Here is a 14,461-nt window from a genome sequence, read left to right as displayed (position 1 = left end):
TGAAACAGTCTATCCCCAGACTGTTTCACTCCCACCTCCGCATAGCTCAAAAGGTTTGGGAAACCTTTTGAGGTTGCAGATAAAATCAAGCGAAGCTTGATATCAAATTAGGGCTGTAAGAGTTGATTTATCAACGAATTAGAGACCACTCAACCCCTGCGCTTTGCAAACTAGATTATAAAAAAAAAGAAGGCTAGGACTTTTGTCCCAGCTTCTTAGGATTAATCAGCGATATGATCTGCTAGATTTTTCTCATATTCAGCATTTGATTCTGCTTTTTCTTTAAGCCACTGCTTACGTGCCTTGGCAAAGTCACTTGCTGTAACGGCTTCAGATTGAATTTCCTTATATTTATAAGTAACAGAACCTTTAGTACCAGTCCAAGCATAGGCACCGCTATACGGTGTAATCTTTGTAATAACTGGACTACCACCTAGTGAGTAGAGTGGAATCAAGACTGCACTGTCAGTCAGCGCAGCTTGTGCCTTGGCAAACTCTTGATAACGTTTGCTTACGTCACTCGTCTCAGCATCTGCTGCTTCAAGATAAGTTTCGAAGGAATCAAGACTAGCCTGGCTAGCAATGCTTGTATCACCAGCTGTCAAACCAATTTGATGAACATAACTACCATTTGATGGATTGTAAACATCAAGATAAGTTGATGGATCATCATAGTCTGCAGACCAGCCTGCGATAGACAAATCCCAGTCCATCTGACTAGCAGTTTGAGCATAATAAGTTGTGTTGTTATAATCAGACTCTGAGAGCTGATTGATATCCACAACGACATTATCCGTACCTAGACTAGCTTCAATAGATTGTTTAATTGAGCTGGCTTGGTTAACACCGACTGCAAAAGATTTATTAACTGAGAAATCCAAGTGGATTGGGAAGCTAACACCTTGAGCTTGCAAGGCAGATTTGGCTTTAGCAAATTCAGCTTGTGCTTTTTCCTTGTTGTAAAGACCATCTTGGGCATCATCAAGATTGATATCTGTCCATTCACTTCCAAGCGCAGCCAATTCTGTCTCTACCGCACTACCAAAATCTTCCTCACCAATCTGAACGAATGCTGGTGGAACAAAGGTATTACGCAAAGATTTCGTCGCAGCATCTTCACCCACACGTTGCGCATTATAAGCTGTGCGATCCAAGGCAAATCCGATTGCTTGACGGAAGTCTTTATTTAAAATAGCTTTCTTGGTATCAGATTTCTGTGTATCTGATGTTTTCTTTGTAAAGTTGGTTGCTTCACGATTAAGGTTAAAGTTCAAAGAGTAGGTTGTTGAATCCTGGGCACCATAGAGAATGTTATCTTTGTACTTCTTAACTGCAGCTGAATAAGTTGAGTTATTAGGATTCAATCCGACAGCCGTATAAACACCATCATCAAAGTTAGTAAAGAGCGAATCTGACTCTGAGCCATCATTGTAGACATACTTCACAGTTGTGATATGAACATTATCTGCATCCCAATAATTCTCATTCTTTTCAAACTTGATTTCAGATTTTGATGTCAAGTTCTTCAAGATATAAGGTCCATTATAAAGAATACTTGATGGATCTGTCGTACCGAATTTATCACCTTTAGAATTCAAAAATTCTTCATTAACTGGGAAAAGAACCTGATTGGTTACCTTAGAATTCCAATAGCTCTCAGGTTGATTGAGAGTATATTGAACCGTATAATCATCGACAGCCTTAACCCCAATAGTTGAGAAGTCTGTTGTCTTACCATTCACATAGTCGTCAAGACCTTTAATGGAAGATTGGATAAGGTACAAAGCATCCGCACCAGAATCAGCTGCGTGTTTAACACCAGCGACAAAATCCTGAGCCTTAACCTCAGCATACTCTTCACCATCAGAAGTATACCATTTTGCTCCCTTACGAAGAGTATAAGTATAGGTTAAACCATCCTTGGAAACAGTCCAATCCTTAGCTAAAGATGAAATAAGATTTCCATATTTATCATTTTCCAAAAGACCATCCACAGCCTGGGTTGTATAATCTGTCGTAGTTGCACGATAAGACTTGATATAATCCAGAGAATCAGGATCTGTTGAATAAACATACTGATAAGTTGATGTGTCTGTACTGCTACTGCTGTTACTTGAACAAGCAACCAGAAAACCAGACGACAAGGCTAATAACATCACTAATTGACTTTTCTTTTTCACTAACATGATATCTCCTTTGCCAGTATTATAATATTTATTCCATAATAGCAAAAAAAAATACATTTGTCCTTGATTTATCGGTTAAAAATAAGAAAAAAATAAAAAACCTAACATCCAAAGTTAGGTTTTATCACAACATAAACTCAAAATAACCCAAAAACGATAGCTAATTCACGAAAATTGAAAACGTTCCCTTATTTTCTCGTATAGTTTTATATCAAGATGTATATAAACAGCAACTGTTGTATATTTTAAATTTAGACTTCTTCGACTCTCACCGGCACTCGTCCCCAAGTTTGCTCTAGAATTTGGCTGTTGCCCATTTGATAGACGGCATCCGCCTGCTGAGTCAGGTCGTCCCAAGGCTCTGCTCCGATTCTAGCGACAATATCCACAGATTTTTTCACAGATTTGAGGTGGGCTTGCCCTTTTGCGGTGAATCCCAAGACATGAACCGCCTGCGGTAGCGGTTTTTCCACAGCTCCCACCAAGATATAGGTCAAGATACGTCGCACACGCGCTTTGGTGTAGCGTTTGGTCGCTACTTTTTCTACTAGCTCTTCCACAGTCGCTACGCTCCTAATAGCAGAGCGGATACGACTAGAAAGCTCTTCATTGACTTGGAAAAACTGCGTCAGGTCACTACTGGTCACAATCTGGTATTTAAGCAAATCAAAATAATCATCCCAAGAAACCTGTGGACAAGATAGAATCAAGTCTGAACTCGGAGCTACCTTTTCCACAAAGTCTCTATCTAAAATGTGCTTACGAATAGCTGTCGCTGAAGCAATCTCTTCATCCTTGCTCTCAGAATGAAAACCTGCTCCCAAACGTTTGATAGGCAAAAGCTCAATCCCTTTACCTGCGCAAGCCTTAGCGTAGGCTAATCCCAAAATATGATTGGGCGTCTGACCTGAAAAGTTAAGACCAAGAAAGTTTTCCCACATGGCTTGCGTCTTTTGTGGATAAGTCAGGCTATCTGGAAGCGTAGAAAGAAAAGCCGTCATCTGCTTCTCTTTTTCCCCATAGACCTGTGAAATCTGTGTATAATCCAAGTCTTCTTCCGTGCCAAAGGCTAGAGTGTCAATACCCAGACGCGTCAAAATATCCACAGCAGCCTGAGCAAAATAGTCTGCCGACTGAACGCTGGCAAGAAAGGGCAGCTCGACCACCAAGTCCGCACCATTTTCCAGAGCCATCTGAGCCCGTGTCCACTTGTCAATGAGAGCAGGCTCGCCACGCTGCATAAAGTTACCAGACATGACGACAATCTTGGTCCCACTGCTCTGCTCCAGCAGGTACTTATGTCCATTGTGAAAGGGATTGAACTCGGCGATGATGCCAGTTATGGTCATAGGATGCTCCTTACTTCTGCGCTACAAAGAACCATCTTGTTGATATGTCAGTTGGTTCCTTGTCTTCAAAGTCGGCATAAAGTTTAAAGGATTTGAATCCTGCTTGTTCGAGGAGGATATCGTAGGTCAGAACTTCATAGGTGCGCTCTTCATGAATTTCATCATAACGGCTAAAGCGTCCGTCTTCCTCTTGAATAAAGAAGGTCAACTCATGGACAACTGAGTGAGGAGCCTCATCCTCGTAGGTATCCCAAACCATGGCAAAGTCGTCAGCATTTTCATGGTAAGAATAACCTGGAAAAACCTCGTCAGTCTGATAAGTTGAGTGAACATCAAAAATAAAGATGCCATTCTCTTCCAAGCTGTCATAGACCTGCTTGAAGACATCGCCAACCTCAGCCTCATCCTGCATGTAGCAGATAGAATCCGAGTAGCAGGTCACAAAATCATACTTGCCAGCCTGAGACAAGTCCAACATATTACCTTGCTTGAAGTCAATCTTTTGCTTAACTGATGCTGCACGCTTTTGGGCAATATCCAACATCTCTTGTGACAAGTCAAGTCCCGTCACATCAAAGCCTGCTTGAGCAAATCTCACCGATTGAATCCCTGTCCCACAAGCTAGTTCCAACAATTTCTTGCGATTTTTATCTTTTGGCAAATGGCGGAGCGAAAAATCCGTCCACTTGTCATAAAGCGTGTCATCCATGATGCTGTCATAAACAGCCGCAAATTTTTGATAGTTTTTCATTTTATACTCTTTCTATTGTCAAAAACCTTGCCATAGGCAAGGTTTCTTTTTATGCTAAATACTCAGACACATCCACAATCGGCGCTTCGTGCCAGAGTTTTTCAAGATTGTAGTGGTCACGTTCATCTTCTGAGAAGACGTGAACAACAACATCATTAAGGTCAAGCAGTACCCAGCCAGCCTTGCTGTCGCCTTCGACATGACTTGGGTCGCCACCAGCTTCCTTAACTTTTTCACGGATATTTTCAGCGATAGCCTCCAACTGACGGCTGTTTGTCGCACTTGTAATGACAAAATAATCTGTCAAGCTTGTCAACTCAGCCAAATCAAGGGCTACAATATCTTCAGCACGCTTTTCATCAGCGGCCTTAACAACAAGTTCTAAAAGTTCTGTTTTGGTCATTCTAACTCCAATTTCTTTTTCGGTCATTTCACTCGGGTCAACCCTTAGCAGACTCGCTATACTTGCAAAAAGCATTATAGGTTTCGATAGTCTGTGGGTAAATAGGCTGTGCTTTTTTAGCCAAAAAGGCAACGGTATTGATGGTTTCGTAAGCTACTGCCTTATCCAACGATTGCTCCGCTATCACACGCGCCTCTTCCACCAATGGAAAGTCTCGGTTATGTTCAATATAATCTGCCACATAGACAATCTTATCAAGTGTCGTCATCTGACTGCTACCGACGGTATGAATCTCGATAGCTCGTAAGATTTCCTTGTCTGTCAGTCCCAAATCTTCCTGTATCTTGTAAATACCAACCATGCCATGCCAGACATTGTTGTTCCAATTTTTCAAGTCCTGATCTAGATTGTACTTGTCTATCAAATCAAGAAAATCTTGGTCTGGTAGTTCCTTAGCGTAATCATGCAAAAGTCCTGCCAAACCTGCCTTTTCACTATCATAGTTATTAAGCTCTGCCAGATGAATAGCTGCCTTTTCGACACCTAAAACGTGCTGAAAACGACGCTGGCTCATCTGCCCTGCAATTTTTTCAAGAAGTTCCTCACGGCTCATGCCAACATAAGATTCATAGGTCATTTGTAAAGTCCTGCCTTCTTTATGTAATCGAGGACTGGTGCAGGGAGGAGATAGTTAGGGGTGCGACCTTTTTTGATAAAATCACGAACCATGCTAGAAGAGATATCCATGAGAGGCACATCCACCCAGATGACTGGATAAGAAGTTCCAGCCTTGTACTTAGGGCGCTGAACACCTACAAACTGAACCATCTCGACCAGCTCATCAATACGGTGCCACTTAGGCAAGTACTCCACCATATCAGCCCCGATAATGAAGTAATAATCCGTATCAGGGTTAGCTTCTGTCAAGAGCTTCATGGTATCGTAGGTGTAGCTAGTCCCCTTACGCTCAATTTCAATGGTTTCAATATCCAAGCCTTCAACACCATTGATAGCCAAAAGCAACATATTGAGACGATGTCTTTCGTCAATGGTTTCCTTCTTATCCACATGGGGCGGCTCGTACTCAGGCATAAGAAGGACTTGGTCCAAGCCCAATTGCTGGCGCACCTGATCAGCAACGACCAGATGAGCATTATGGACAGGATTGAAGTTTCCTCCAAGGATACCTACTTGTTTACGATTTTTATCTTTTGTTTCTGTTTCTAACTCAACCTTGGTAAAGGGAGTGAGTAGTTCTAGTGCCATACCTACCTCCTATTCAGAGAATGATAGCTTTTATAAACCATTCCTCTTCTTGTCTTTTTCGATACTTTCCTTAAGTGATGTCGGACGTCAGCGACTTCCTGCGGAATTCCATGACTAATATTTGAGCCTAGTGTCTCAAATATTTCGAGTGTAAGAAATGCCTAAATAAAAGCATCTCTTACACTTTCATCACGACGGAAGTATCAGGTAAATGTCTAAGACAGTCTCCCAGACTGTCTTGATGAAAGCTGTGCTTTCTCTATTACCCACCTAAAACAGTCTCCCAGACTGTTTTAGCACTCCATTCGCATAAGAGGATGGGAGCTTTGCTGTAAATTGAGTAACTATTGGAATCTGTTCAAGTCATTGCTAACTTCCAGCCTGATTCCTTTTTCAATTCACTTTATTTATTGATAGCTTTCACTTTTGGTGATAATTTGCGGTTTTGTTTTTTTGATGATTCTTTGAAGAGAATCAAGATGCGTCCGATTTTAAGAACTGTGTCGCATCCGATTTCTTCTTCCAAGATTTCAGCAACGTCATGAATATCTTCATCAGTATTTTGAAGAAGGGTTACTTTAATCAATTCACGCGCATCAAGTGCCTGACGAACGCTGGTTTTAATTTGGTCATTGAGACCATTTTTCCCAATCTGTACGATTGGTTTCAAGCTGTGCGCTTCTGATTTCAAAAACGCACGTTGTTTACTTGTAAGCATATTACTTCCTTTTTTCTATTTAAATCAATGCCTTGCGGATGACAACTCCAACACCTTCTGGTGCCCAAGCTGCTACAAGAACTGGATTGCTTTCTGAGCCCTGCACACGAATCCAACCGAGTCCAGAATAGACGATATCAGTCTTTTCCTTGATGGTAAATTCATGACGGACTAATTTTGGAAAATCTGCCACTTCCTTATTATTTGGTGGGGTAAGAAGACTTCCAACATGTTTGTCATAAAAAGCGTCAGCCCCTTCTAGCTTGGTACGGTGAAGATTAAGATTATTGTCAAAATAAGCTGTGAAGCCCTGCTTTTGACCAGAAACAAAATCAAAACGTCCTAATCCGCCCAAAAAGAGGGTTTGCTCTGGATTAAGTTGATAAGTCTTTGGCTTGATTTCCTTCTTAGGGCTAACATACTTGAGGTTTTTAGCCGTCAAATAGTGAGCCATCTGGTGGCGGTGGATAATCCCTGGCGTATCAAAGATGTAAGAACCATCATCCAAGGGAATCTCAATCTTATCGAGGGTTGTCCCTGGGAAACGAGAGGTTGTAATAACATCCTTATCGCCTGTGATTTCTTGAATAATAGCATTGATCAGAGTTGACTTACCAACGTTAGTCACCCCAACAACATAGACATCACGTCCCTTGCGGAGCTTATCAATGCGTTCAATCAAGTCCTTGATTGCCTGTTTATTCTGAGCTGACGTCAGAATAACATCTAATGGGCGCATGCCCTCTTCATGAGCACGCTCAGTCAACCATTGTGTGACCTTACCATCCTTGACCGACTTAGGCAGAATGTCTTTTTTATTTCCAACCAAAAGAACATCATTTCCTGACACAAAACGTGACAAACCAGGAATGACAGAACCATTGAAGTCAAAAATATCAATAACATTGACTACCAAGGCGTCACTGTCACCAACTTCATGGAGGAGTTTCAAGAACTCATCGTCGGTAATGTGAACATCCACAATCTCATTATAGTGACGCAGACGGAAACAACGTTGGCAATATAGCTCTCCTGTCTCCTCTGCTTTCTTTAGTGAACTGGCAGGTGTGTAGCCTGCTTTTTCCTTGTCAGTTGTCTGAATCTGAGCTCCACAACCGATACAATATAAACTATCTTCCATATTTTAGAACTATCCTTAGTCTTTTTGGGTGTTTTCTTAAATAACAAAGTCCTACTTACCGTAAGACAATCGTTATTCTGATGCAAGGTCTAACCAAAATTCAAATCTTTTGCTAGATCTTATCTCTATTTAGATACCCTTTTGATAAATCATTTTTCCGTATTTAGCTTCTAACTTAGCCCAAACACGACGTTCGCGCCAGCGATTAAATTTAGTATTCCAAGCATCTGATTTTACCAGAGGGCGAACCAAGATAGACTTGATACCTGCTCGGTGAGCTGCACGGATATCCGTCATCAATTGGTCGCCAACCATCGCCACCTCATCACGATCAAAGCCATAACGATCAATAGCGATGTTAATACCTCGTGTGAAAGGTTTCATAGCTCGGCTGACAAAATCAACACCAAAACGATCCACTGCTCGCTCAACACGAGAGTGTTTATTGTTTGAAACAACAACAACAGAAATATCTGCCATTTGCATCTCATCAAGCCATTTGCGCAATTCTGGTGTTCCATCAGGATTATTCCAAGCAATCAAGGTATTATCTAAATCTACCAAAACGGCATGAATTCCATGACGCAACAAATCTTCTGCCTTCAAATCATAAACAGCCTCAACCATAAAGGTCGGCCTATAATCATCAATACTCACTGTCTTCTCCAAAAATTAGATTTTACCCTTTATTATAGCATAGTTATCAGCTTTTGGCTAAAAGTCAATGTTTTCTGAATGATTCCCGTTGTTGTACTTTTAGTATATTTTGTTGCTTTTCTTAGGTAGTGAGGGGCGAAAGCGACCGACTTCGTCGTTCCATTCCTTTTTAGCGAGCCTAAAGTCTCGCTAACCCCTAGTGCTAGAACCTTTCAGTTCTAGCACTTCCACTACGGCGAAAAGCAACGTAGTGTGCTCGCTTTGCTCGCCCAGTAGCTGCCGCATCTAAACATAACCTCCCATACTCATACGGTGAAATCCTTATTTTACTGTAGCAATTTTTATGTTTTTTGACTTGGCAAAGTCTTGTCTGGACTGGAGTATGCAACAATGGGAATGGTTCTGTCTAGCTTGAGATAATTCACAAGAAGAATAGTTAGTTTTTCTCAACAGCTACTTAATACCTTTTCGTCTCATGTATGGACTGAACAGATTGAACGGGCTTGTCATGACTTGCTAACATTTTCTCCATCCAAATCATATCGTACCAAGTTTGAAATTTATAACCTGACTGATGGAATTTGCCAACCATATCAAATCCCAGAGCTTCATGAAATTTCTGACTGGTATTATCCAAATGCCCATCTTCCAAGCTAGTTGTTGCAATACAGGCATTAAGATTGAGAATCCCCATGGCTTTCAAATCAGCTTCCAACTGTTGATAGAGTTTTCGACCGACACCTTTTCCACGAGCATCCTTTGACAGATAAACCGTACTCTCTGCAGACCAAGCATAGGCAGCTCTCGGATGAAAGGCTGACGCATAGGCATAGCCTAAAATATGCCCATCCTCAACAGCTACCAAATAAGGATAGAAGGAAGAAATGGTATTAATTCTCTCCTGAAATTCTGCCACACTTGGAACATCATACTCAAAAGTAATCGCTGTTTCCTTCACATAATAGGCATAAATCTCAAGTAAAGCTTGAGCATCATCTGCCTCAACAAATCTAATCTTAATCATTAAAACTCCATTCTCTATCCTTTTTATCTAACAGTATTTTCAGAACTGTTACCTCTTGCAGACCAACTTATCAACCTCTTCTGTTCTTGTTGTGTGCGGTCTGAAATAATCTGGGGAGAGACTGTTTCAGCTTTATTACTTGCGTATCAACTTAACAACCGCTTCTGTCCTTGCTGTGTGTGGAATGAGGAGACAAAATTTTATTGCTGTTTTCTTGAAAACTACACAATTCTTGCTCAGTGTCTGTACTAGACTTCCTTGCATTTTTTCGTTTGTCTTTAAACATTTTTCCATTCATCTTTGATTCGTCTCCAGATTTATAAATAAAAGTAATTTTTGCTGGATCTATTGTACCGTCATCCAATACTTCTCCTAAAATTACCTTTTCAACAAGACTCTCAAAAACTGCACGATCAAATTCTGTAATCAGTTGTTTTGATTTTAAAAGTTTACAAAATGATTCCAAGCGTTCCTTCACTCCTACATCAGTTCGTAAGTTTACTTCAATATTTAGTTTTGATTCAACTAATTTATCATTTTGTTTCATAATATCATGAAACTGTTCATCATACAAGGTATCACTAATTCGATTTTCAAGTTTCATTTTTATTATTTCACGTTCTTGATTCTTTAGCTTTTGCAGTTTCTTTTCAATCCTCTTAAGTTCTAATTCTAAAGAATTGTCCCTTATTTCTTCTTCCACTGTATTTAGAAACAGTTCAACAATACTATCATTATTCTGATATAACAATCTAAAACTTTCAAGAAACGCTGTCTCAATAGCTTTTTCACTTATTCCCTTGCTATGAGGACAATATTTTTTCCCTTTTTTAATTGCTCTTTGGCAATGCCAAATAACTTTATGATAAATTGTACCACTATGCCAAGATCGTCTTGCCACTACGGACTGACAAAAACCACATTCTAGTAAGCTACTAAACGCATACATTCTGGAGTATCTTTGAGGTTTGCCTGAAGTCTGTCCAATTCTACCTCGTCTCCCTGAACGTTTTAAACGAATCTCTTGAGCTTTGTTAAAGTCTTCCTCACTAATAATTGCTTCATGATTATTTTTGATATAATATTGATCCTCTTCTCCATAATTATCTAACCTTCTCTTACTAATTGGATCGACGGTAAAAGTTTTTCCCTGAAGAATATCTCCTTTGTATTTTTCATTTTTAATAATGCCTAGCACGGTTGTATCAGACCAAGATTTATTTCCTCTTGGAGAAGAAACCCCCATCTCTTCTAATTCACGTGCAATAACTCGCCCACCTATCCCTTCTAAATACCTATCGAAAATAAAACGAACAACTTTTGCTTCCTCCTTGTTTATTGTTATTTCTCTAGTGTTCCAATCAAAATTATAACCCAGACACCTTGGTCCTCCAACAAGTTCTCCTCGTTGCATCCTCATTTTCAGTCCTTTTTTAACATGGGCTGAAATATTTTCCACTTCCTGCTGTGCTACTGAACTTAGGATTGTCAACAGGAGTTCTCCATCCATAGTTAAAGTATCAATATTTTCTTCTTCAAAATATACACCAACTTGTTTATCCTTGAATAGTCGAACATATTTTAATGTGTCTAATGTATTACGTGCAAAACGTGAAATAGCTTTAGTCACAATGTAATCAATATCCCCATTCAAGCAATCAGTAATTAACCTCTGAAAGTTTAAACGCTTTTCTACTTGAGTTCCTGTTATAGCCTCATCTGCATAGATATCTACCAACTGCCAATCTTTCCGTTGAGAAATGTAGTCAGTATAATATTTTACCTGAGTTTCATAACTATTTTTCTTATCCTCACTATCTGTACTTACTCGACAGTAAGCAGCAACTCTCTTTTGAGTAATCTTTAATTGTCCATTTATCCGACATACATTTTCTTGAGCTTTAATAACTTCAATTTGTTTAACCATATAAAAATTAACCTCTTGCTATCTTCTTAAATTGGAATTCCTAAAAAATATTTTACCGCGCTCAATCTTATATGTCCGCTATTTTGTATTCCCTAAATTATATTTTTGTATTTCCTTTTAAGTTTTGACTTAATATTTATATACTCAACCTCAGTTAATAATTTTTTCCTATACAAGATTTCAAGCATAGATACTTGCATATGATATTCCAACAAAATAGTTCTCATATTATTTACCTCTCAATTTTCAATCCTCAGTGGGTTTGATTGGTTAGATCATTCATGGGCATCTCACCCGCTGTCCTTTTACGCTGGCAGCCTGAACGTTCAGAAGTATCATTATCATTATTTGTGTCATGGCAGATATGTAACTATCATATTTTATAGGAGAGTGTGTTTCGCTCATTTCTTGGCGCAAACCCCTAAATTGCTCAACAAATAAATAAAGTCCCACCTTGGTTTATTCAGTTGTCAATGAACAAACAAGGAGAGACTATTTTTGACTATTGAGGCGGTAAGGGTAATCAGTTAGTTCTAATAAGTAATCTGTGCTAACACTATAAAGAGCTGATAATTTAATAAGATAATCAATAGAAAGCTGACGCCTTCCTGATTCAATTTTAGAATATGCTGATTGGCTACATGATAAATAATTAGCAAGATATTCTTGCGTATAATCACTATCCTCTCTAAGATCCTTGAATCGCCTATACATTTGTTCACTCCTAAAGCTATTATAGTCAACTTTAGAACGGACCTTTTAATTTATGCCAAACTGGCATAAATTAGTAAATAAAGTATTTTAAACTCTAGCTCAATTTGCTAGTCAGGAGAAAAATAGCCAAGTTGTTCAGCAATATAAATAGCTTCCTGTCGATTAGTTACTTCTAATTTTGAAAAAATATTCGACAAGTGATTTGAAATAGTCCTCTTGCTTACAAAAACCTTTTCACAAATTTCATCAATTGTTAGACCATTTCTTATAAATTCTAAAATTTCAATTTCTCGTGAAGTTAAAACATCAACTATTATTTCGTTTGAGAAGAAGGTTCCTCCACTATAAATTATTAGTAATTTTTGCATCAACTCTTCTGGATCTATACTTTTATCCAAAAAACCAGATACCCCTATACTTTTTGCTCGATACTCATACATTTTTTTACTATAACCTGTTAAAATTACTAACTTGCTATTACAACCACTCTCAATAATATTTTGTGCTAACATTAAACCATCATCTTGGTAAATACTAGTTAGATTAATGTCAATCAAAATAATATCGTATTGATTGTAATTAATATCAGTTAGAGCTACAAATTCATCTACCAAATCCACTGAATCAATCTTCTCTGATAACTCTAAAATCATTTTGATACTTTGACTAAATAATTTATGATCATCAATTAACAAAATCTTCATAACATAACTCCTTATCAATTGGCAAGACAATGTTAACATGGAAAGTCATTCCTTCTTTTAACACATCTATTTTTCCTCCCAAGACGCTTAGTCTATTCGATATATTTTTTAATCCATATCCTAAAGAAGATTCTTTCGAACTAAATTTATTCTCAGAAGTTAAGAAAATGCAATCATCTCTGACTTCAATATTCAAAAAAATTGTTCCTTCACTAGAATATTTTATAGCATTTGTCATCAATTCTTCTATAAAACGATAAACGATTTTATCGTAGGGTGAGATTAATGAAAAATTAACTGGAAAATTCACATCTACTTCCCGCTTGGTTTTATACCGTCTCTGTATTCTATCGATGAGAGCCCGATACTTTGTATTTAATAATTCGTCAGCGTCATTCATCGGTTGATAATAATCTATTCGCTCTCGAATACGTTGAACCAACTCTTCAGAAACAAGATTGATTTGATTTCCAAATGTTTTGTTAGCACTATAGGTATTGAAATTTTTGATAGCTATAACATTTTGTAGGATTTCGTTATGCAAAAATTCTGAAAATTGCTGTTCTGTATCTTCGTTAGAAAGTAGATTTTTTACCATCTTATTCCTTTTTAAGAAGAGAACAATTAAATAGTCTGTTGCGCCTTTCATATCAGAGGACTTAAATAATCTAATAAATTCTTCTGTACAAAGTCCAAATATGAGTAATAGAATATTAGTAAAAAGGAAACTAAGAGATAAACTCAAGCGAAAAATAATAAAAGAGAATAACAATAAAGAGCTTACTGCAATAAAAAGACGCATAAAAGCCTTTATATATGAAAATTTCAATTCATATACTTTGCTCTGAAACGAAATAAAAATAGTTTTTAAATGTAAAAATGCTAAAATAGAAACAATTTCAACATACCAAATTAAATTTAAGAAACTAGTTCCTGTGGTATTTATGTACAACCCAATATAAGAGAATGGAAGTACTATAGCAAGTACTATTAAGTTACGTCTCTGTAATCTAAGAACATTTTTTAACTCTTTATTATATAAAATAAGTAGTAGTAATGGTATTAAAGTCAGAAAAAAAGACGTAAACATAGATAAAAATATGAAAAGGGGATCGCTAATAAAATAGCTAAAAATTGTTACTACTGTAAGGCCAAGCGAAACCTTTAGTAATTCTTTTCCTATTTTTTCTCCCAATAAAATAATGGAAACAGAACTATATATAAGTAGGAAAGAATTAATAGGATGAAGAATATCTAGAAAGTGAAAAAGTGTATTACAAACTCCCTGATTAATAATTGATTGCCAACTAATAAGAAAAAGCAACATTATTAAACATAGTTTTAATTCACTATGTCTAAATGAAATAAAATTACAAATATAACATGAAAAAATCATTAATACTACTAATATTAATACAAATTTTTGATCAAAATCACTGGAATAATCTATAGGAATGTTGTAATAAACATAAACCATCAAAACTAGATGATTTAGCAATGTAAATCCCCATATAAATAGAGAATTCTCAGAAATAGATTTTAAAATTTTTTTCATTATCATCACTCACTTAAATATTTTTTTCATTATAACATAAAACCAGAATACCAATAAACTGAATTC

14 protein-coding genes are annotated in these 14,461 nt (G+C 37.6%); all 14 read right to left on the bottom strand.

Annotated elements, in window-relative coordinates:
* Positions 1-221 precede the first annotated feature (221 nt).
* The 14 genes from JOC28_RS01860 to JOC28_RS01795 all read right to left on the bottom strand — a co-directional run bounded on the left by JOC28_RS01860 (position 222) and on the right by JOC28_RS01795 (position 14,395).
* A complete protein-coding gene (locus tag JOC28_RS01860; protein WP_205008946.1) occupies positions 222-2,186 on the bottom strand; it encodes a peptide ABC transporter substrate-binding protein in 1,965 nt (654 codons plus the stop codon).
* 251 nt (positions 2,187-2,437) lie between these two features.
* Positions 2,438-3,535: a nucleotidyltransferase gene (locus JOC28_RS01855; protein ID WP_205008945.1), complete on the bottom strand. Its 1,098-nt coding sequence runs from the start codon at positions 3,533-3,535 to the stop codon at positions 2,438-2,440.
* Positions 3,536-3,545: 10 nt separating this feature from the next.
* Positions 3,546-4,286, bottom strand: coding sequence for a class I SAM-dependent DNA methyltransferase (locus tag JOC28_RS01850; RefSeq protein ID WP_205008944.1), 741 nt, complete (start codon positions 4,284-4,286; stop codon positions 3,546-3,548).
* Positions 4,287-4,335: 49 nt separating this feature from the next.
* Positions 4,336-4,689, bottom strand: coding sequence for a ribosome silencing factor (rsfS, locus tag JOC28_RS01845; protein WP_205008943.1), 354 nt, complete (start codon positions 4,687-4,689; stop codon positions 4,336-4,338).
* A gap of 37 nt (positions 4,690-4,726) precedes the next feature.
* A complete protein-coding gene (yqeK, locus tag JOC28_RS01840; RefSeq protein ID WP_205008942.1) occupies positions 4,727-5,326 on the bottom strand; it encodes a bis(5'-nucleosyl)-tetraphosphatase (symmetrical) YqeK in 600 nt (199 codons plus the stop codon).
* The gene (locus JOC28_RS01835) at positions 5,323-5,955 is read right to left on the bottom strand and encodes a nicotinate-nucleotide adenylyltransferase (protein WP_205008941.1); all 633 of its coding nucleotides are present in this window, start codon (positions 5,953-5,955) and stop codon (positions 5,323-5,325) included. Before JOC28_RS01835 ends, yqeK begins: the two co-directional genes overlap by 4 nt.
* Before the next feature lie 403 nt (positions 5,956-6,358).
* Positions 6,359-6,673, bottom strand: coding sequence for a ribosome assembly RNA-binding protein YhbY (gene yhbY, locus JOC28_RS01830; RefSeq protein WP_205008940.1), 315 nt, complete (start codon positions 6,671-6,673; stop codon positions 6,359-6,361).
* 19 nt (positions 6,674-6,692) lie between these two features.
* Complete coding sequence (yqeH, locus tag JOC28_RS01825; RefSeq protein WP_205008939.1) at positions 6,693-7,814, bottom strand: ribosome biogenesis GTPase YqeH; 1,122 nt, start codon at positions 7,812-7,814, stop codon at positions 6,693-6,695.
* Positions 7,815-7,943: 129 nt separating this feature from the next.
* Positions 7,944-8,471, bottom strand: a complete 528-nt coding sequence (locus JOC28_RS01820) for a YqeG family HAD IIIA-type phosphatase (protein WP_205008938.1) — start codon at positions 8,469-8,471, stop codon at positions 7,944-7,946.
* A 457-nt stretch (positions 8,472-8,928) separates the two neighbouring features.
* Positions 8,929-9,495 (bottom strand): GNAT family N-acetyltransferase, encoded by a 567-nt coding sequence (locus tag JOC28_RS01815; protein ID WP_205008937.1) that lies wholly within the window; start codon positions 9,493-9,495, stop codon positions 8,929-8,931.
* 151 nt (positions 9,496-9,646) lie between these two features.
* Complete coding sequence (locus JOC28_RS01810) at positions 9,647-11,422, bottom strand: recombinase family protein (RefSeq protein WP_205008936.1); 1,776 nt, start codon at positions 11,420-11,422, stop codon at positions 9,647-9,649.
* A 492-nt stretch (positions 11,423-11,914) separates the two neighbouring features.
* Entirely contained in the window at positions 11,915-12,136 is a 222-nt protein-coding gene (locus JOC28_RS01805) for a helix-turn-helix domain-containing protein (RefSeq protein WP_205008935.1), read from the bottom strand.
* Positions 12,137-12,243: 107 nt separating this feature from the next.
* A complete protein-coding gene (locus tag JOC28_RS01800; protein WP_205008934.1) occupies positions 12,244-12,840 on the bottom strand; it encodes a response regulator transcription factor in 597 nt (198 codons plus the stop codon).
* Positions 12,821-14,395, bottom strand: a complete 1,575-nt coding sequence (locus tag JOC28_RS01795; RefSeq protein WP_205008933.1) for a sensor histidine kinase — start codon at positions 14,393-14,395, stop codon at positions 12,821-12,823. Before JOC28_RS01795 ends, JOC28_RS01800 begins: the two co-directional genes overlap by 20 nt.
* Positions 14,396-14,461: the final 66 nt, after the last annotated feature.

Source organism: Streptococcus loxodontisalivarius (assembly GCF_016908645.1).
Classification (GTDB): Bacteria; Bacillota; Bacilli; order Lactobacillales; family Streptococcaceae; genus Streptococcus; species Streptococcus loxodontisalivarius.
This window is presented reverse-complemented; position numbering and strand designations above follow the sequence as displayed.

Bases quoted from the DNA above. Each gene is read 5' to 3' on its own strand.
- yqeK (WP_205008942.1), bottom strand. From the start codon at position 5,326: ATGACCTATGAATCTTATGTTGGCATGAGCCGTGAGGAACTTCTTGAA.
- yhbY (WP_205008940.1), bottom strand. From the start codon at position 6,673: ATGCTTACAAGTAAACAACGTGCGTTTTTGAAATCAGAAGCGCACAGC.
- JOC28_RS01805 (WP_205008935.1), bottom strand. From the start codon at position 12,136: ATGTATAGGCGATTCAAGGATCTTAGAGAGGATAGTGATTATACGCAA.
- JOC28_RS01810 (WP_205008936.1), bottom strand. From the start codon at position 11,422: ATGGTTAAACAAATTGAAGTTATTAAAGCTCAAGAAAATGTATGTCGG.
- JOC28_RS01795 (WP_205008933.1), bottom strand. From the start codon at position 14,395: ATGAAAAAAATTTTAAAATCTATTTCTGAGAATTCTCTATTTATATGG.
- JOC28_RS01855 (WP_205008945.1), bottom strand. From the start codon at position 3,535: ATGACCATAACTGGCATCATCGCCGAGTTCAATCCCTTTCACAATGGA.
- JOC28_RS01800 (WP_205008934.1), bottom strand. From the start codon at position 12,840: ATGAAGATTTTGTTAATTGATGATCATAAATTATTTAGTCAAAGTATC.
- rsfS (WP_205008943.1), bottom strand. From the start codon at position 4,689: ATGACCAAAACAGAACTTTTAGAACTTGTTGTTAAGGCCGCTGATGAA.
- JOC28_RS01850 (WP_205008944.1), bottom strand. From the start codon at position 4,286: ATGAAAAACTATCAAAAATTTGCGGCTGTTTATGACAGCATCATGGAT.
- JOC28_RS01860 (WP_205008946.1), bottom strand. From the start codon at position 2,186: ATGTTAGTGAAAAAGAAAAGTCAATTAGTGATGTTATTAGCCTTGTCG.
- JOC28_RS01835 (WP_205008941.1), bottom strand. From the start codon at position 5,955: ATGGCACTAGAACTACTCACTCCCTTTACCAAGGTTGAGTTAGAAACA.
- JOC28_RS01815 (WP_205008937.1), bottom strand. From the start codon at position 9,495: ATGATTAAGATTAGATTTGTTGAGGCAGATGATGCTCAAGCTTTACTT.
- yqeH (WP_205008939.1), bottom strand. From the start codon at position 7,814: ATGGAAGATAGTTTATATTGTATCGGTTGTGGAGCTCAGATTCAGACA.